This is a genomic window from Phascolarctobacterium sp. ET69 (assembly GCF_023336935.1).
Classification (GTDB): Bacteria; Bacillota; Negativicutes; order Acidaminococcales; family Acidaminococcaceae; genus Fusicatenibacter_A; species Fusicatenibacter_A intestinipullorum.
On sequence record NZ_JAMBLR010000003.1, the window covers coordinates 207107 to 225200 of the forward strand.

The 18094-nt window shown below is 49.3% G+C and carries 17 protein-coding genes and 1 riboswitch; of the genes, 12 read left to right on the forward strand and 5 right to left on the reverse strand.

All coding sequences use genetic code 11. From position 1 onward, the window contains the following. Positions 1–87: 87 nt before the first annotated feature. Genes M3079_RS06185 through M3079_RS06205 form a run of 5 tightly spaced genes read right to left on the reverse strand, consistent with a single transcriptional unit; the run spans position 88 to position 4670 of the window. Positions 88–1206 (reverse strand): aldo/keto reductase, encoded by a 1119-nt coding sequence (locus M3079_RS06185; RefSeq protein ID WP_249078015.1) that lies wholly within the window; start codon positions 1204–1206, stop codon positions 88–90. A gap of 45 nt (positions 1207–1251) precedes the next feature. Then, entirely contained in the window at positions 1252–2067 is an 816-nt protein-coding gene (gene blaOXA / locus M3079_RS06190) for a class D beta-lactamase (protein ID WP_249078017.1), read from the reverse strand. Between the two features lie 52 nt (positions 2068–2119). Next, entirely contained in the window at positions 2120–2938 is an 819-nt protein-coding gene (locus tag M3079_RS06195) for a MetQ/NlpA family ABC transporter substrate-binding protein (RefSeq protein ID WP_021716759.1), read from the reverse strand. Positions 2939–2983: 45 nt separating this feature from the next. After that, positions 2984–3643, reverse strand: coding sequence for a methionine ABC transporter permease (locus M3079_RS06200; protein WP_249078020.1), 660 nt, complete (start codon positions 3641–3643; stop codon positions 2984–2986). After that, complete coding sequence (locus M3079_RS06205) at positions 3633–4670, reverse strand: methionine ABC transporter ATP-binding protein (RefSeq protein ID WP_249078021.1); 1038 nt, start codon at positions 4668–4670, stop codon at positions 3633–3635. The genes M3079_RS06200 and M3079_RS06205 overlap by 11 nt, the downstream gene beginning before the upstream one ends. 75 nt (positions 4671–4745) lie before the next feature. After that, a riboswitch (SAM riboswitch) is annotated at positions 4746–4845 on the reverse strand. 172 nt (positions 4846–5017) lie between these two features. Here M3079_RS06205 and M3079_RS06210 point away from each other — a divergent pair. The 12 genes from M3079_RS06210 (at position 5018) to M3079_RS06265 (ending at position 18056) form a co-directional block, all read left to right on the forward strand. After that, positions 5018–5323 (forward strand): YerC/YecD family TrpR-related protein, encoded by a 306-nt coding sequence (locus M3079_RS06210; protein ID WP_021716761.1) that lies wholly within the window; start codon positions 5018–5020, stop codon positions 5321–5323. Continuing rightward, positions 5313–5936 (forward strand): phosphoribosyl-ATP diphosphatase, encoded by a 624-nt coding sequence (gene hisE / locus M3079_RS06215; protein WP_249078023.1) that lies wholly within the window; start codon positions 5313–5315, stop codon positions 5934–5936. Before M3079_RS06210 ends, hisE begins: the two co-directional genes overlap by 11 nt. Before the next feature lie 102 nt (positions 5937–6038). Next, complete coding sequence (locus tag M3079_RS06220) at positions 6039–7367, forward strand: putative manganese-dependent inorganic diphosphatase (protein ID WP_249078025.1); 1329 nt, start codon at positions 6039–6041, stop codon at positions 7365–7367. A gap of 281 nt (positions 7368–7648) precedes the next feature. Next, positions 7649–8881, forward strand: coding sequence for an S-layer homology domain-containing protein (locus M3079_RS06225; protein WP_249078027.1), 1233 nt, complete (start codon positions 7649–7651; stop codon positions 8879–8881). 315 nt (positions 8882–9196) lie between these two features. Continuing rightward, positions 9197–9391: a hypothetical protein gene (locus M3079_RS06230; RefSeq protein WP_021716765.1), complete on the forward strand. Its 195-nt coding sequence runs from the start codon at positions 9197–9199 to the stop codon at positions 9389–9391. 174 nt (positions 9392–9565) lie between these two features. Further along, a complete protein-coding gene (murA, locus tag M3079_RS06235) occupies positions 9566–10831 on the forward strand; it encodes a UDP-N-acetylglucosamine 1-carboxyvinyltransferase (protein ID WP_249078028.1) in 1266 nt (421 codons plus the stop codon). A 14-nt stretch (positions 10832–10845) separates the two neighbouring features. Next, positions 10846–11862 (forward strand): rod shape-determining protein, encoded by a 1017-nt coding sequence (locus M3079_RS06240; protein ID WP_021716767.1) that lies wholly within the window; start codon positions 10846–10848, stop codon positions 11860–11862. A gap of 62 nt (positions 11863–11924) precedes the next feature. Continuing rightward, positions 11925–13325: a phosphodiester glycosidase family protein gene (locus M3079_RS06245; RefSeq protein WP_249078031.1), complete on the forward strand. Its 1401-nt coding sequence runs from the start codon at positions 11925–11927 to the stop codon at positions 13323–13325. Between the two features lie 141 nt (positions 13326–13466). Continuing rightward, the gene (locus M3079_RS06250) at positions 13467–15143 is read left to right on the forward strand and encodes a SpoIVB peptidase S55 domain-containing protein (protein ID WP_249078033.1); all 1677 of its coding nucleotides are present in this window, start codon (positions 13467–13469) and stop codon (positions 15141–15143) included. A 108-nt stretch (positions 15144–15251) separates the two neighbouring features. Next, positions 15252–16022 (forward strand): ABC transporter permease, encoded by a 771-nt coding sequence (locus M3079_RS06255; protein ID WP_249078036.1) that lies wholly within the window; start codon positions 15252–15254, stop codon positions 16020–16022. A 10-nt stretch (positions 16023–16032) separates the two neighbouring features. Continuing rightward, positions 16033–16791, forward strand: coding sequence for an ABC transporter ATP-binding protein (locus M3079_RS06260; RefSeq protein ID WP_021716771.1), 759 nt, complete (start codon positions 16033–16035; stop codon positions 16789–16791). Further along, on the forward strand, positions 16788–18056 hold the full coding sequence (locus M3079_RS06265) for an MlaD family protein (protein ID WP_249078038.1): 1269 nt from the start codon (positions 16788–16790) through the stop codon (positions 18054–18056). The genes M3079_RS06260 and M3079_RS06265 overlap by 4 nt, the downstream gene beginning before the upstream one ends. Positions 18057–18094: the final 38 nt, after the last annotated feature.

The following is an 18094-nucleotide window of genomic DNA, read 5'->3' on the forward strand; positions in this document are numbered from 1 at the left end:
ATTAAGCGTTCCCATTATATCACAAAATTCTGCCAAAGCACATAAAAAAGCACCCGTTTATAAAACGGATGCTTCTGTTTTAACATATCAGCCCAGGGTTTCAGTAACCTTTACCAGTTCTTCGCAGATTTTAATATGCTGCGGGCAGGCTTTTTCGCACGCGCCGCATTTAATACATTCGGCGGCCTTCTTTTTGCCGTGGCCAGTAACAAGCCAGTTTTCCTGGTGTTTGGCAGCGGCCAAATCCTTATACAGCGTGTAATAGTTCATTGCCGTAAAGCTGCCGCTTACGCCGATATTCATGGGGCAGACCTTGGCGCAGTAGTTGCAGGTAGTGCAGGGAATGAGCGGAATTTTTGCCAGCGCCTCCTGTGCCTGTTTCAGCGTTGCTTCTTCGGCGGCGGAAAGGCCTTTAAAATCCTTCATGTAAGAAAGGTTGTCCTGCATCTGCTCAACATTGCTCATGCCGCTGAGCACGGTAATAATGCCTTCCAGATGCGCAGCAAAGCGGATGGCCCAGCTTGCCACGGACATTTCCGGCTCGGCATCTTTTAAAATTTTCTGTACGCTTTCCGGCGGATTGGCGAGCATGCCGCCCTTAACCGGTTCCATAATGATAACGGGCTTGCCGTGTTTGCGTGCTACTTCGTAGCAGCGGCGGCTTTGCACGGCGGGGTAATCCCAGTCGGCATAGTTAATTTGCAGCTGCACAAATTCCATTTCGGGGTGCGCGTTTAAAATTTCGTCCAGTTCCTCCGGTGTGGAGTGGAAGGAAAAACCAACGTGCTTAATCAGCCCTTTGGCTTTTTGTTCCTGCACAAAGCTCCACATATCAAAGTCGTCAAAATATTTGGTGCGGCTTTCGCCGAGGTTGTGCAGAAGGTAAAAATCAAAATAGCCTGCGCCGGTTTGGTTTAAACTGGTTTCAAACTGGTTAACTGCTTCTTCGCGCGTTTTGCAGTTAATCCAGGCGGCGTTTTTGGTTGCAAGCTGAAATTTTTCACGTGGGTAGCGTTCTACCAGCGCCTGGCGGATAGCGTCTTCGCTGCCGGGGTAAGCCCACGCCGTGTCAAAATAGGTAAAGCCTGCTTCCAAGAACATATCTACCATTTTTTTGGTTTGTTCAATGTCGATGGCCTCGCCGGTTTTCGGCAGGCGCATCAGCCCAAAACCGAGTTTTTTAATATCTTCGCCTAAATATGCCATAGTATCCCTTCTTTCAATTACTGCTTAGTATAATTATAAACTGCTTTATAAAAGTTTTAAAGTTCGAAGGCACTCCAGTGTTATACTTTCTCTTAACGGCAATTCTGCGGCGTCGGTTAAATCCATGTTCATGGCAAAAACATACAGGCCACCGTCTTTTTCAACCCAGCCGACAAACCAGCCCACCGGGGTTTTTATGTTGTCCGCTGCCCAGCCGGTTTTGCCGTGCAGCGTGTAAGCATCGGTTTGTTTTAGTACGGTAATGTCACAAACCTGCTGCTGCGCCTTTTGCGGATAGGGTAATTGCCTGCGGGCAAGAGCTGTAAGCAGCTTTACCTGCTCCAGCGCGCTGATTTTAAGCGGCCCTTCCAGCCAGAAACTGTCGATTTTACTGCCAATGCTTTCGTTGCCGTAGTGCAGCTTTTTAATGTTGGCCTGCATGCGTTCCGTACCGATGCGGCGCGCCAGTTCTTTATAGGCTGGCACCTGCGAAAGTTTTATGGCGCTGCGCAGGCTGGCGTCGGTTTTCCAACTTTCAAGGTACACCGGTTCGCCGCCATAACGGTAAAAAACTTCGTCCGCATCTTTAACAACGCCTTCGCTTAAACCGATAAGGCTGTTAAAAATTTTAAACGTGCTGGCGGGGTAAAAACGCTCTGCCGCACGCCCGGCGTTGTGCAGCCAGTAACCGTTTTTCTGTACGTCATAAATTACAATGGTACCGTTTACGCCGCGGCTGGCAAATATATCGTCAAGGCTGCTGGTGTTCACGGGGCGGTCAACGGGGTTTTCCGCATAGGCGGCGGGCATAAAGCACAAAGCAATTATAAGCAAAACTAATAAATGCAAAATACGTTTCATGGTTCACCTCAAACAAAAAGCGCCCGCAAGGGACGCTTTTATTTTTAATATTTTATTTCCAGCCGACAGTAACGGAGCCTTTAAAGTGGTCATTAATGAATTTTTCAACTTCGGCGGACTGATAGATTTTTTGCAGCTGCTTAATGCGCGGGTCGGCGGCATTTTCCTTTTTGGTTACAAAAATGTTGATGTACGGGGAAGCCGCGCCTTCAACCATCAAGGAATCCGTCATGGGGTTCAGCCCTGCAGGCAGAGCGTAGTTGGCGTTAATAACGGCAACGGTTACGTCCGGCAGGCTGCGGGGAATGGTGGCAGCGTCAAGTTCAAGGAATTTATAGCCATGCGGGTTGCCGGTAATATCGGCAACGGAGGTGGTAACGTCATTAATATCCTTAACTTCAATTAATTTCTGCTCGGCAAGCAGCAAAAGCGCTCTGCCGCCGTTGGAAGGGTCATTCGGGATGCCGATGGTTGCGCCGTCGGGAATGGCTTCACCTTTTTTGATTTTATCGGAATAAACCGCCATGGGGAAGTTTACGGTTTTAAAAACTTCAACCAGTTCAAAGCCGGGTTCTTTTTTCAGCGTGGCGTCAAGGTAAGGCCTGTGCTGCATGCTGTTGGCAAAAATTTCGCCCTGCTGCAAGGCAATGTTCGGCGTTACAAAGTCGTTAAATTCCACAACTTCTATGTTTAAGCCGTCTTTGGCAGCCAGTTTTTTAACTTCGTCCATAATTTCGGCATGGGGGCCTGCGGTAACGCCTACCTTAACGGGTGCGGAAGTATCCGCTGCTTTCTCGCTGCCGCCGCAGCCAAAAATGCCGAGTGCCAGAGTGCCAACCGCCAGTGCGGCCAAAATTCTTTTTAATTTCATAGTAATCCTCCTCTAAAATATTAAAATTAAAATAAATTACTAACATTATAATTTGGTTTTGTTAAGTTTTTTGCTGAGCGTGTCGCCGATAAACTGAATGAGCTGTACCATGAGAATCAGGATAACAACGGTAACAATCATTACATCCGGCTGGAAACGCTGGTAGCCGTAGCGGATGGCAAGGTCGCCGAGGCCGCCGCCGCCGAGCACGCCAGCCATGGCGGAATAACCGATAAGGGCGATAACCGCAAGGGTAATGCCGAGCACGATGGAGTGCAGTGCTTCCGGCAGCAGAACCTTGTAAATAATCTGCATCGGGCTTGCACCCATGCTTTGCGCGGCTTCGATAACGCCGTGGTCAATTTCAAGCAGCGAAGATTCGATAACGCGCGCAATAAACGGCGCTGCGGAAATGGTAAGCGGCACAATGGCGGCCGTAGTGCCGATGGAAGAACCAACCAGCATACGGGTAAGCGGAATAATGGCTACCATTAAAATAATAAACGGGGTGGAACGGGTGGCGTTAACAATAACGCCCAGCACGGAGTTGATAACGGTATTCGGCAGAATATGCCCATTGCGCGTTACCGTAAGGATAATGCCCAGCGGTATGCCGATAAGGCTTGCCAGCACGGTGGAAGCAACAACCATGTAGCCGGTTTCCCAAAAGGATTTTATTAAAAGTTCAATCATTTCATTTGACATAACCAATTACCTCCACTTGCAGATTTTGGCTGTTTAAATAATCCAGCGAGTCCTCGAGGGCTTTCTGCGGGCCTTCAATAACAATCAGCAGGTTGCCGTAAATGCGGTCTTTAAGCTGGTCGGTGTTGCCGGAAATAATGTTTGCGTCTACGCCGAAGCGTTTAATCATGCCTGAAACAATGGGCTTGTCGGCGTTGCCGCTGAAGAAGGACAAGCGCACGGCGAGGTTTGCGCCTTCAAAGTATTCCCTGCTGACAGGCGTGCTTTTAAGTGATTCCGGAAGGGTGTTTTTATCGACGCTCTTAACAAATTCCTTGGTAGTCTGGTTCTGCGGGTTGGTAAATACATCCACCATATTGCCTTCTTCTATAATGCTGCCGTTTTCAATAACGGCTACGCGGTCACAGATTTCCTTTACAACCTCCATCTGGTGCGTAATCATTACTATGGTAAGGTTTAAACGCTGGTTGATGTCGCGCAGCAGATTCAAAATGGATTTGGTGGTCTGCGGGTCAAGCGCGCTTGTTGCTTCGTCGCACAGCAGAACTTTCGGGTTGCTGGCAAGGGCGCGGGCAATGCCTACGCGCTGTTTCTGCCCGCCGGAAAGCTGGCTGGGGTAATGGTCGGCGCGGTCCTGAAGCTGTACAAGCTCCAGCAGCGGTTCCACGCGCTTTTTGATTTCATCTTTGCCAAGCCCCTGAATTTCCAGCGGAAAGGCAATGTTGTCAAAAACGGTGCGGCTGGCAAGCAGGTTAAAATGCTGAAAAATCATGCCGATATTCTGGCGTGCTTTGCGCAGCTGCGTTTCCGTCATGGCGGTAAGTTCTTCGCCGTCTACAAAAACCTGCCCGGCGGTCGGCACTTCCAGCATGTTAATGCAGCGGATAAGCGTGGATTTGCCTGCGCCTGAAAGGCCGATAATGCCAAAAATTTCGCCCTGGTTAATGGTAAGGCTGGTACGCTTTAAGGCGTGAATGTCACCCGAGGAGGTGTGGTAAGTTTTTTCTACATTTACTAATTCAATCATGCGGTGTTCCTCTTTCTTTTCTAAGGTACTAAAAAACCCTTCACGAACAGGTGAAGGGTACAAGTTTTAAGACCTCTTTCATCTGCCGGAATGTTCCGTTGGATTTGGCACCGTTTCACTAAGGATGGTTGCCGTAGCGTCATCGGGCCAGTCCCTCGGCTACTCTTGATGAATGTTTGTATGAAGTTGATGTACCAATCATACACGTTATTTACAAATCTGTCAATAAAATTTTTCTTAAAATCCGTTAAAATTACTTGACTTTTTATAAAATAAAGTATTAAAGTAAGAAAGGATAGAAAATATCCAATTTAAAATTTTACGGGTGTTAACCAAGGAGGACAGCCATGCCTGCAAAAACCAGGGATAAATTAACCGCGCAGCTGTTTAGGGCTGTTTTAAGTTTAAAAGATGAACAGCAATGCTCAAATTTTTTTGAAGATATTTGTACCATTACCGAATTAAAAGCAATGGCGCAGCGTCTGGAGGTTGCCAGAATGCTTGATGCCGGCTGCATTTATGAAGAAATCGTGGAGAAAACAGGCGCCAGCACGGCAACCATTTCGCGCGTAAAGCGCTGCCTGGTATACGGAGCGGACGGGTATAACTCCGTAATGCCCGTTTTAAGAGAAGGCGGAAAAGATGAAAATTGATTTTGCAGCTTTAAAATTTAATGTTCACGGCTATATTAACGCCATAGTGCAGGATGCCGGTACGGACGAGGTGCTGGCGCTTGTTAAAATGGACGGCGAAGCACTGGCGCGCACGGCGGAAAACGGCAGCCTGTGGCTGTATGACCCGGAAACAAAAAAAGCCTATAACGCAGCGGAAGACGGCGCAGCTTTTTCGGTTACGGAAATTACTGCCGGCAAAAATGGTACGGTGCTTCTGGTAAAAGCACTGCCTGGGCGCAGCGGGCTGGGCGTATTTACGCAGCCGGTATGGAAAAGCGGCAGCCTGCCCGTGCCAGAGCCTGACGGCATTCACGGCGTACTTGCCGAAATTTACCGCTTAATCTGCTATAAACGCCGGTCCGGCGGCGATAATTCCGCTGCAAGGCATTTGGTTATGTCCGGACAGGATAAAATTTTAAAACAGCTTGGCGCAGATACTTCGAGCACCATTATTGCCTCTAAAAATGACAGCAGGACGGAAGTGCTGGACGAAATGAGCGGCCTGTGGTATGACTGCCTTGTGCTTTTGGCCTACCATAACATTAACCCGGCGGAACTTTTGGCAACGCTGGGCGATAAACGCGCCAAATAAACAAAATTTCAGCGGTAATTTAAAGTTTTTTATGATATAATAATTATTACACTAAAAATCATTACGGCAGCCAGGTCTGCCTGCAAAAAGGAAGTGCTGAACGTGGATAAACCAGTATATGTCATCGGCCACCGCAACCCGGATACGGACTCTATCTGCTCCGCAGTTGCCTATGCGTGGTTAAAAAGGCAGCTTGGCGTTAATGCCGTTGCGGCTCGCGCAGGTGCGCTGAACCCTGAAACACAGTATGTTCTTAATTATTTCGGCGTGGAAGAACCGGTTTTAATTGAGGATATGTACCCCCGTCTGAAAGATGTGGAACTGATTGCAGTGCCCATGCTTAACGGCGAAACCAAACTGCGTGAGGTAAGCCATTTGTTTACCGACTACGGCGTGCGCTGCATGCCTGTAGGCACGCCGGAAAACATTGAAGGCGTTGTTACCGTAACCGACCTTGCCAAATGCTTCTATAAAGAACTTTGCGCACAGGAAAACGAAACCGGCGCTGTTGATTACAGCCAGCTGCTGGACGCACCGGTTAAAGACTTAATGACTACAAGCGTTGTTTCCTTCAACAACAACGAACTTCTGGACGATGTTAAAAATGCCATGCTCGATACCAATTTCCGCTCCTACCCGGTTGTGGAAGGCGGCCGCTACATTGGCATGATTGACAAGGTACGCCTGCTGAAACCCGACAAAACCCAGCTTATTCTTGTTGACCATAACGAACGCGCACAGGCCGTTGAAGGCAGCGAAGAAGCTGAAATCATTGAGGTAATTGACCATCACCGCATGGGCGGCCTGCATACCGCGGCTCCTATTTATATCCGCGAAGAACCCGTAGGCTGCACGGCAACCATTATTACCAGTATGGCAGAAGCACACAAAGTGGAACTGCCGAGCGAAATTGCAGGCCTGCTTTTATCGGCAATTATTTCCGATACCCTGTATTTCCGCAGCCCGACCACCACTCAGCAGGATAAGGACGCTGCGGCAAAACTGCAAAAAATTGCCGGGCTTGAGGATTTGGAAGCCTATGCCATGGAAGAACTGAAACAGGGCTCCGTTATTGCCCGTTTAACCGCGGACGAACTGGTACGTACCGATTTGAAAGAATTTGATTTCGGCGAAACCAAAGCCAGCGTGGCACAGATTAACATTATGGGCCGCCAGCAGGGGCTGGATAAAATGCCGGAACTTTTAGCGGCACTGGAAGCCATGCGCGAAACCGAAGGCTTTGATTTGTCCTTCCTGATGGTAACCGACATTCTTTCCGAAGCTACCGACCTTCTGGTTGCCGGTGTAAACCAGGCAAAAGTTACGGAAGCTTTCGGTAAACCGGAAGCAGAAGGCCATTACTACCTGCCGGGCGTACTCTCCCGCAAAAAACAGATTGTTCCTCCGTTAACGGACGCTTTCAGCAAATAATGTAAAATTATTTACAAACAGGCAGCGCTTTATGTGCTGCCTGTTTTTCTATGCAGAAAAAACTGATAAAAATTCACTAAAAATTGTAAAATGTTCTTGACGGCATTGTGAAATTATGGTAAAGTGTACACATCCTTTTAAAAACCGTTTGCAATTTGCGGACTGTATTGGTTGGATGCAGAGGAAACACGGCAACTCGCGCATAAAAAACCGAAACGGAAAGTTTTGCGCAAAAGGTTTCTGAAAGGGTAAAAAATTTATTTCCCTGGAGGAATGGCAAAATGAAAAAATCTTTAGTTCTCGCAATGGCTATGGCTCTTGGCGTAACTGCAAGCGCTTATGCCGCAAATCCGTTCTCCGATGTACCGGCAGGTCATTGGGCTTATGACGCAGTAAACAAACTGGCAGCTGCTGGTGTAGTTGACGGTTATCCCGACGGCACCTACGGCGGCGACAAACTGATGACCCGTTATGAAATGGCTCAGATTGTTGCTAAAGCAATGGCAAAAGGCGCTAACGTAGACAAATTAGCCGCTGAATTTGCTGACGAACTCGACAGCCTCGGCGTTCGCGTTGCTAACCTTGAGAAAAAAGCTGACAACGTAAAAATCACCGGCCAGATTCGTTATAACTATGTAAGCCGCGACAACGACGCTGACGAATCCAACCTTCGTACCCGTCTGTGGGTAACCGGCCAGGTTAACGAAGACTGGACCTATACCGGCATGCTCCAGAACACTCAGGAATTCATGCACAGCGAAAGCGGTGAAGATGAAGTTAAACTGAACCGTGCTTATCTGAACGGCCGTGTTGGCGGCATTGATGTACAGGCTGGCCGTTGGGACGAAGTAACCCATACCGGTAACGTACTTGATTCCTACATCGATGGCGTTAAAGCTTCCTATGGCGATAACGTAAAAGTATTCGGTATCGCTGCTAAAGGTCCTTCCGAAGAATATCTTGAAGCTTCTTCCGACCGTCTTTATGTAGCAGGCGTTGAAGCTGACCTTGGTGCAGTTAACGCATATGTAACCTACTATAAAGCAAACGATGCTGGCTACTGGAATTATAAAAAGAATGGCGAGCATGATGGTGCTTTCAATGTAGTTGGCGATAAAGAAATCTGGAACATTGGTGCAAGCTATAACTTCGCTCCTGACTTCGTTCTTTCTGCTGAATATATGTGGGGCGATAAAGATCATGAATACAATGGCGAAAAACCGGGTAAAGACGGCTGGTATGCAGACCTCGCCTGGAAAGGCGCTTCCGCTGACGAACCGGGTTCCTATGGCCTGCATGTAAGCTACTTCGACCAGTCCGCTAACGCTTACATCAATCCGACCACCGATGCAACTACCTTTACTAAAGATGGCGGTTACAAAGGCTGGGCAGTTGGCGCAAGCTATGCATTCGCTAAAAACATCGTTGGCGTAGTTAACTACTATGACACCGAAGCTCAGACTGGCGATGCAGACGATCAGGTAATCTTCTCCGAACTGTACTTCACTTTCTAATCTTAACCTTAATAAGTTTAATACGGAAAGCTTTAAAAGCGGATGGCTTATGCCATCCGCTTTTTGTATAAAAAACTACTTACAGCAGCTGTATAAAATGTTATGCCGTAAGCAGCAGGGTTTAAAATTTGCTGCGCGGCAAAAACAAATTTTAAGTTCAAATGAAAATTTTAAATATTTAAGCCGCATAAATCCTTCTTATGGGAATTTGTGAAATTATATTTAATTTTCATAAAAAACATTTGAATAAAACTTTGCTTACAGCCCCATATTTTGGTATAATAAAAATACAAAGAATGATGGGAGTTGATTACTGTGGCTGATGTAATTAATGCTGTATCCGGAAATAAAATGTTTCAGTTGAAGCAGGGCATAAAAGAACTGCGCGAACGCCTGAAAGTTGAAGAAGACCCGGATGTAATCGCCGGTATTAAAAAAGAAATTATGGAAATGGAAACCCATTACAATATTTTGGCAGACCGTTTGAAAATGCAGGACCGCGGTATCTGATTGCCTGAAAATTTGTTTTGAAAAGCGCTTGCCGTTAAGAAAAACGGCAGGCGTTTTTTTATCCGGCAGAGATTGCCAAGCTGTAAAAAAAGTGATAAACTACTACAGAAAATATTTATTTTGAAAAGTATGCACTTTTGATAGAATGGATTTTAAGAACAGGAGAGTTTGCAGTTGGAAAGATTGATAGTTAAAGGCGGCAACCGCCTTGTAGGCACAGTAAAAACAAGCGGCGCCAAAAATGCCGTGCTGCCTATTATTGCCGCTTCTATTCTTGGTACTTCGCCGAGCAGGCTGGATGAAATTCCTGCGCTGGAGGATGTGCGCACAATTTGCGCGGTTTTGGAATGCCTTGGCATCAAGGTTGACGCTTCCGAGCCGCATACGCTGAAAATTGACAGCAGGGAAATTACCTCCTGCGAAGCGCCTTATGAACTTGTGCGTTCAATGCGCGCTTCGTTCCTTGTTATGGGGCCGCTTCTGGCACGCAAGGGTTATGCCCGTATTTCCCAGCCGGGTGGCTGCGCTATCGGCACAAGGCCGATTGATTTGCACTTAAAAGGCTTTGAAGCACTGGGGGTAAAAATTGAACAGGGGCATGGCTATATTGAAGCTTCTGCGCCAGAAGGCATGACCGGTGCCAATATTTATCTCGATTTTCCGAGTGTGGGCGCAACCGAAAATATTATGATGGCGGCAGCAATGGCAAACGGTACTACGGTTTTGGAAAATCCGGCCGAAGAACCGGAAATTGTAGACCTTGCCAACTATCTTAACCAGATGGGTGCGCGTGTGCGCGGCGCCGGTACCAACGTTATTACCATTGAAGGCGTATCCGAGCTGCACGGCGTGCAGCATTCCGTTATTCCCGACCGCATTGAGGCAGGCACTTACATGATTGCGGCGGCAATGACCGGCGGCGATGTGATTATTGAAAATGTACTGCCGGAACATCAGAAGCCGCTGATTGCCAAACTGCGTGAGGCCGGTGCGCTGGTGGAAGAAGATATCGACCGTATTCACGTTGTCGGCAGCGGCAGGCTGAAGGCCGTTGATATTAAAACCCTGCCGTATCCGGGTTTTCCTACGGATATGCAGGCCCAGATGATGGCCATGCTTTCCGTTGCGGAAGGGCGCAGCAAAATTACCGAAACTGTTTTTGAAAACCGTTTTATGCATGTGGTTGAACTGAACCGCATGGGGGCAAATATTACAACAGAAGGGCGCAGCGCCGTTATTACCGGCCCGGCCCATTTAACAGGCTGCACCGTAAGGGCAACCGACCTGCGTGCCGGTGCGGCAATGATACTTGCGGGGCTTGTAGCCGAAGGGGCAACGGAAATCTGCGATATTTACCATATCGACCGCGGCTACGAAGAAATTGCAGCTAAACTGACCAGGCTCGGCGCGGATATTAAGCGCGTTGGCACGAAAGATTAAAAGTAGGTGAAAGTATGTTTTTTAACAGTGTAGATATAGGCATTGACCTTGGTACAGCCAATCTTCTGGTGTACATCAAGGGCAAGGGCATCGTGTTTAACGAGCCTTCCGTTGTGGCAATTAACAGAAGCAAAAATAAAATTCTGGCTGTGGGCAACGAAGCCCGCGATATGATTGGCAAGGTTCCGGAAAGCATTTCCGTTATCCGTCCGCTTAAAGAGGGCGTAATTGCCAATTATACCGTAACGCAGAAAATGCTGGAATTTGTGGTGGAACGTGTGGCCGGCAAGAGCTTTTTCAGCAAGCCGCGCATTATGGTGTGCATTCCGACAGGCATTACTTCGGTAGAAAAACGTGCCGTGCTGGAAGCTGCTATGCAGGCAGGCGCATCCAAAACTTATTTAATAGAAGAACCGCTTGCAGCGGCGCTTGGCGCAGGGCTTGACATCAGCGTGCCGAGCGGCAGCATGGTAATTGATATCGGCGGCGGCACAACGGATATTGCCATTTTAAGCCTCGGCGGCGTGGTTGTTGATTCTTCCATCCGCGTTGGCGGCGATGCTTTTGACGAAGCGATTGTGCGCTATGTAAAAAAAGTTTACAACGTGCTGATTGGCGAACCAACGGCAGAAAAAATAAAAATGAACGTGGCTACCGTGCTTTCCAACGGCAAATGCACGGATATGGAAGTGCAGGGGCGTGACCTTATTGCAGGCAGGCCTACTACCATTAAGGTAACTTCGGCAGATGCACGCGCAGCGCTGCGCGAACCTGTTTATTCCATTATCGGCACCATCCGCGGCGTACTGGAAAAATGCCCGCCGGAGCTTTCGGCAGATATTGTCGATAAGGGCATGGTGCTTACCGGCGGCGGCGCGCTGGTTGACGGACTGGCACAGCTGCTGACTGAGGAAACCGGTATTAAAACAACGGTTGCGGAAAACCCGCTGGACTGCGTGGCTTTGGGCACCGGCAAGGCGCTCAGCGAGCTGAACAATCTGCGCCCGGGTTCTGTTGTCGGCAACGACTGATTAGTTAGGTTTTATAATACACAGCTTACGGGCTGTGTATTGTTTTTTCACGGAGGTAGGTTATGTTAAAAACATTCGGCAGGCTGCTTGCCGCGGCGCTGCTTGTTGTTATGGTGCCGCTTTCCGCAATGGCGGCGGAGGTTGAAAATTTCCGCTTCAGCAGCAGCCCCAGCAAAATACGTTTTGTTGTGGATTTGGACGGCAAGGTTGAATATGAAGAAGTTAAGAACACCAAAAAACAGCTTGTGCTGGAATTTGATGCAAAAGTAGACGACGATATTGTTTCCAGGGTTAAAGACCCGATTATTAAAAAGGCCCGCTTGCAGGAAAAGGGCGATAAAACACGCCTGATTGTTGATTTAAACAGCGAAGCGCAGCACAAGGTGTTTGTGCTGAAGCAGCCCAACCGTCTGGTGCTGGATATTTTCCGCATCCGCGTGGAATCTACCAGCAGCGATATGGGCAAAGGCCTGACGCATATTTACCGCCGCGAGGACATGAACGGTTTGCCGGTGGAAGTAAATATTTTGGAAATCGCCCCGAAAAACCGCTATATTTTAAAACCGTTCAGCGGCGCGGTTAACAAAAACGGCCGCGGAACTTTGCTTAAGGCAGCCAAAGCCGTCGGTGCACGTGCGGCAGTTAACGCTTCGTATTTTGATTCGGACGGCTGGATTATCGGCAACTTAAAGCTCGACGGCGAATGGCTCGGCATGGAAAGCCAGCCGCGCAGCGCACTGGTTGTTGCAGGCGGCAAGCCGATGGTAATGCAGGATTTGGCTTATGAAGGGCGTGCGTTTTTCCCGAAACTGGGTACGTTTTTGGATGTGAAGGGTATTAACCGCAGCCGCATTGCCGATGACGTAGTGATGTACACGCATTATTACGGGCCAAGCACAAAAACCAACCGGTACGGCTATGAGGTACGCATTGCCGCTAACGGGCGTGTTACGGAAGTAAGCAGCGCAGGCAACATGAAGCTTGATAAGGACAGCGTTGTGCTTTCGGGGCACGGCATGGCCGCAAAAGTGCTGGAGCGCGTACAGGTGGGCGACCGCGTGCGCCTGCGTGAAACGCTTGGCAATGAAACCGCGGATGAAGCGGAACTTGTTGTGGGCGCAGGGCCTTCGCTGGTAGCGGAGGGCAGGGCTGACGTGCGCAGCGCGGAAGAAAACATTGCCTACGATATTGCCCGCGGGCGTGCGCCCCGCACTGCTGCAGGCGTAAAAAAAGACGGCACCGTTATTCTGCTGGTTGTGGACGGACGCAGCAGCAGTTCTGCCGGGATGACTTTGCAGGAGCTTGCTGCATACCTTGTAAAACTCGGCGCATGGCAGGCCGTTAACTTTGACGGCGGCGGCAGCAGCGAAATGGTGCTGGACGGAAAAATTTTAAATACTCCTTCTGACGGAAGGGAAAGGCCTGTCAGCGTAGGCCTGGGCGTGTTTCCTACCAAAGGCTGACGCTTGCCAGAAAATTTTTAAAATAGTATAATATAGCCATGCATGCCAAGGCTGCGTGCGGCTGTTTTGCTTAAACGGAATTAAACCGGCGTGCGGCTTATGCCCAGGCCGGTTTTGCATTATTTGCGATGTGGGGACTTTATGAACACAAAAAAATTATTGCTTTTTATTTTTAGTATTTTGCTTATATTCAGTTTGCCTTTATTATGCGCTGCCAATGTGCCGCTGATGCCGGTGGAAGATATACGCCCGGGCATGCAGGGCATTGGCAAAACGGTTATTAACGGCGACAATATCGAAAACTTTAATGTTGAAGTTATCGGCGTTACCGGCAGCGAAGCCGGAGGGTACAGCATACTTGTGCGCACAAGCGGCGACGTTATCGAAAAAAGCGGCGGTGTTGCGCAGGGCATGAGCGGCAGTCCGGTTTATATTAACGGCAGGCTGGTTGGCGCCGTTGCTTTCGGCAAAGAGTTTAACGACCCTCATTACTGCTTTTTAACGCCTATCGGGCGGATGCTTGATTTACTGAACGAAACAAGCCCGCGCCCTTCCGAGCTTGTGCCCAAAAGCACAATGCTGATGGCGGGCGGTTTTACGCCCAAAGGGCTTGACTATTTAAACAGCAAACTTGCGCCTTTGGGGCTGGAGGCTACCGGAGCCGGCGGCAGCGGCGGTTTTAATTCCGACAAGCCCATTGAACCGGGCAGCGCTATCGGCGTTTCCTTAATCCGCGGCGATATCCGCCTTGGCGCACTGGGCACTGTAACCTGGGTTGGCGATGACGGCAGCCTGCTTGCTTTCGGGCATCCCTTTATGCAGCGCGGCGACAGCAATTATTTTCTGGAGCGGGCCTGGATTCTGGCTTCGCTGCCTAATCTGCAAAGCGCTTATAAAGTTGGCAACCTCGGGGCAACCATAGGCACCGTAACGCAGGACCGCGGCGCTGGTATTGCGGCCCAAATAGGCGCTCCGCCGAAGGTAATACCTATGTATGTTTCCGTTACCGATTCTTCGCGCGGCGTTAACGGCAGTGCGCGCACGGAGCTTATTGACGACGACGCGCTTTTGCCTTCGATGGTTGACGCCGTAACCTACAACACCGTTACGCGCGTTGCTGACAGGGAAGGCGGCGGCACGGCACGTTTTAATTTCCGTATTGACGGGCGCAGCGCCGGCGGCGAACCAATTAAAATTCAGCGCGAAAATATGTATTATGCGGATGCCGGCATTTTAAAAATGATAAGCCAGGAACTGGTGCAGGCGGCAACGCTTTTGGCGCAGAATAAGTTTGAAAAAATTGATGTTTATAACATAGAGGCAAATGTGGTGCTCGGCACCGAGCCGAAAGTTGCGGAAATAATTTCCGCGCGGCCGCAGAAGCTTAACGTGCGTGCAGGCGAAGAACTGGCCATTGATGTGGAACTGCAGCCTTACCGTGCGGAAAAATTTACAAGAACGGTTAAATTTACCGTGCCAAAACAGCAGCGCCCGGGCAAAATGGCGCTGAATGTGCGCGGGGGCAGCAGCCTGGCGTGGATGCAGGAACTGATGAAACGCCAGCAGGAAGAAGGCATACCGGCTGCCAAAAAGCCGCAGCGCCGCACTTTAAAAGACTTTATTGCCGATATTAACAATGCGGACCAGAATAACGAAATTATTGTGGACATAGCGGCCCTGCTGGACCCGGATATGGCAGCGCAGCAGCAGGATACCGGCTTTGCAGCGGCTCTTGCGGGCACGCCTGCCAAGCAGAAAACAACCATGAATTTTATCGTGGACGGCACGGCAGACATTATGGTTGAAGTTACCGGCTGAAAAATTTACAAAAACGTTAAAAAGCCCGGTTTAAAATAAGCAGGGAATTTTTGCTTTATCTTGAATTATATAAAAATAACTTAAATTTTTTGGGAAAGGAAGAGGCCGATGCTGAAAAAAATATGTGCGGCCGTGGGCGGTTTTGTCATCAGGTCGTGCCACGATACAGGGCGCATAATGCAGCTGTTTCTGGATACGGCTGCGCGGCTGAAAAATGCAGATGCCAGGGAAACCATACGGCAGATGTCAAGGCTCGGTGCCGATTCTTTGCCCATTGTGCTGATGACGATACTTTTTACTGGCATGGTTTTTGCCCTGCAGACGGCAACGGAATTTGTGCGTTTCGGCGCAGCGTCCTCCGTTGGCGGCATAGTGGCAATCGCGCTTGGGCGCGAGCTTGTGCCCGTGCTTACCGGCGTGGTTGTTGCCGGGCGTATAGGCGCTGCCATAGCGGCAGAGCTTGGCACCATGAAGGTAACCGAACAGATTGACGCCTTAAAAGTAATGGCCACCAACCCGATAACATACCTTGTAGTACCGCGCTTTCTGTCGGCAGTGCTGATGATGCCCGTGCTTATTGTTTTTGCCAACGGCATCGGCAATATCGGCGGCTGGGTGGTTGCCCATTATTACGCAGGCATCAGTAATTTTACATATGTTAATTCCATTAAAGTATTTGCCGATATTTTTGATGTTACCGGCGGTATGCTTAAAAGCATGGTTTTCGGCGGCATTATTGCCATCGTTGCAAGCCATAAGGGGCTGGGCGCCAAACAGGGTGCCGAAGGCGTAGGCCTTGCCACGACGGAATCCGTAGTGCTTTCGATAATTTTAATTTTTATTGCCAACTACTTTTTATCGGCAGTGCTGTATGTATGAGGTAAATTAAATGGCAGAAGCGGTTATCAGTTTGCGCCAATTGAATATCACCTTCGGCACGCATACGGTGCTGGACAATATTGACCTTGACGTTTACAAGGGCGAAACGCTGGCGGTGCTTGGCCCTTCCGGCACCGGCAAAAGTACGGTGCTGCGCTCGATGATAGGGCTTCTGGAGCCAAACGGAGGGCAGATTTTCATTCAGGGCGAAGATGTAAGCGGGCTTGATGAGGACGGCTGGAACCGCCTGCGCATGAAAATGGGCATGGTGTTTCAGTATTCGGCACTGTTTGACTTTTTAACGGTGGGTGAAAACGTCGCTTTCGGGCTGCGCCAGCATACTGATAAGAGCGATGAAGAAATACAGGGCATTGTAACGCAGATGCTTGATTTGGTTGGCCTGCCCGGTACGCAGGATTTATACCCGGCGGAACTGAGCGGCGGCATGAAAAAGCGTGTGGGGCTTGCCCGCGCCATTGCCGTAAACCCGGAAATAGTTTTGTATGACGAACCGACGGCCGGGCTTGACCCGATTATGAGCCGCAATATCAGCAGGCTTATAAAAAAGACGCAGGAGCAGCTGCATGTAACTTCGGTGCTGGTAACGCATGACATGCAGTCGGCGTTTTACGCGGCTGACCGCGTGGCAATGCTTTATGAAGGGCATATCGTTGCCATAGGCACGGCGGAAGAAATGAAAAACAGCACCAACCCGATTGTGAAGGCCTTTATAGAAGGGCGCGAGATTAAAGAGCAGGTGATAAAATGAGTTCCAGCGAAGTTAAAGTAGGCGCAATAACCCTGGGCGGAGCCGCAATTTTGGCAGCGATGATAACCTTTCTGGGAACATTCAGCTTTGGCAGTGACAAATACGACATTACAATAGATTACCCGCAGGTTGCCGGGCTGATGGAGGGCAACATGGTGCGCTATGCCGGTGTGCAGGTAGGCACCGTTAAAGGCCTTGCCGTTAACGAGGACGGGATTGAAGTTACCGCCGAAATTAACGACAATGTGCGCATTCCGCAGGAATCGACGTTTTCCATTAATTCCGACGGCATTTTAGGAGAAAAATTTGTCGATATTCAGCCGCCGCCGCGTGCGGTAAGCGCTTTTCTGGAGGACGGCGACAGGGTTAAAGGCGTTCCCGGAGGCGGGTTTGACACCTTTATGAGCGCGTCCAGCGATGCGCTTGAAAAACTGGAAAACATTGCCGATGCTCTTGACAATGTGTTTGGCGACCCGGAAGTGCAGCAGTCGCTGCGTGAGGGTTTCATCAATATGAAAGACATCAGCGCCAACATGAATACTTTTACCAAGGTAATGGCTGATGTGGCGGTTGACAACCAGCAGCAGATTAACAGCATGGTTAAGCAGTTGAGCGAAATGTCGGCGCGGATGAACGCAACGGCCGACAGTATGCAGAATATTATCGGCGAGGTTAATGCCGGGCATACCGGGCAGAATTTTGCCGTAATTGTAGAGAACATGGCAAAAACAAGTGCCAGAATTGAAGAAGCCAGCAAACTTTTGGAAAAAGTTGCCAGCGACCCGCAGACCGAAGACGATTTAAAAGCCACTTTGCATAATGCACGCGAGGCAAGCGAAAAAGCCAACCGCATGCTGGGCGTTCTTGAAACGGCAGAAATAAGCGCCGACGTTACACACAGCGCGGAAGGCGGCGACTGGCGCAGCAATCTGGGCGTAACCTTCCGCCCGCAGGACGACACTTTTTTTTACCTGGGCGGCTATGACCTTGGCGACAGCAACAAGCTGGATTTACAGTTTGGCAAGCAGTTTGACGCCGCCGATGTAAGCATGGGCAGCATGCAGGGCGAGTTCGGCGTGGGGCTTGGCTACAATATAGCCGACCGTTTCCGCCTTTATACGCAGGTATATGATTTTGACGATACCAAAGTAAAACTTGGCGGCGAGCTTAAAATTAACGATAATTTCTCGCTTTTGGGCGAGCAGACCGATTTGCGCCACGGCAGCAAAAGTAACACCTATGTTGGTGTGCGTACCTATTTTTAAAAGTTTGTTAACTTTTGAAAAAACAGTTGACTTTTAGG

Coding starts and splice junctions, on each gene's coding strand:
- M3079_RS06185 (WP_249078015.1), bottom strand. CDS start 1,206: ATGGCATATTTAGGCGAAGATATTAAAAAACTCGGTTTTGGGCTGATG.
- blaOXA (WP_249078017.1), bottom strand. CDS start 2,067: ATGAAACGTATTTTGCATTTATTAGTTTTGCTTATAATTGCTTTGTGC.
- M3079_RS06195 (WP_021716759.1), bottom strand. CDS start 2,938: ATGAAATTAAAAAGAATTTTGGCCGCACTGGCGGTTGGCACTCTGGCA.
- M3079_RS06200 (WP_249078020.1), bottom strand. CDS start 3,643: ATGTCAAATGAAATGATTGAACTTTTAATAAAATCCTTTTGGGAAACC.
- M3079_RS06205 (WP_249078021.1), bottom strand. CDS start 4,670: ATGATTGAATTAGTAAATGTAGAAAAAACTTACCACACCTCCTCGGGT.
- M3079_RS06210 (WP_021716761.1), top strand. CDS start 5,018: ATGCCTGCAAAAACCAGGGATAAATTAACCGCGCAGCTGTTTAGGGCT.
- hisE (WP_249078023.1), top strand. CDS start 5,313: ATGAAAATTGATTTTGCAGCTTTAAAATTTAATGTTCACGGCTATATT.
- M3079_RS06225 (WP_249078027.1), top strand. CDS start 7,649: ATGAAAAAATCTTTAGTTCTCGCAATGGCTATGGCTCTTGGCGTAACT.
- M3079_RS06240 (WP_021716767.1), top strand. CDS start 10,846: ATGTTTTTTAACAGTGTAGATATAGGCATTGACCTTGGTACAGCCAAT.
- M3079_RS06245 (WP_249078031.1), top strand. CDS start 11,925: ATGTTAAAAACATTCGGCAGGCTGCTTGCCGCGGCGCTGCTTGTTGTT.
- M3079_RS06250 (WP_249078033.1), top strand. CDS start 13,467: ATGAACACAAAAAAATTATTGCTTTTTATTTTTAGTATTTTGCTTATA.
- M3079_RS06255 (WP_249078036.1), top strand. CDS start 15,252: ATGCTGAAAAAAATATGTGCGGCCGTGGGCGGTTTTGTCATCAGGTCG.
- M3079_RS06260 (WP_021716771.1), top strand. CDS start 16,033: ATGGCAGAAGCGGTTATCAGTTTGCGCCAATTGAATATCACCTTCGGC.
- M3079_RS06265 (WP_249078038.1), top strand. CDS start 16,788: ATGAGTTCCAGCGAAGTTAAAGTAGGCGCAATAACCCTGGGCGGAGCC.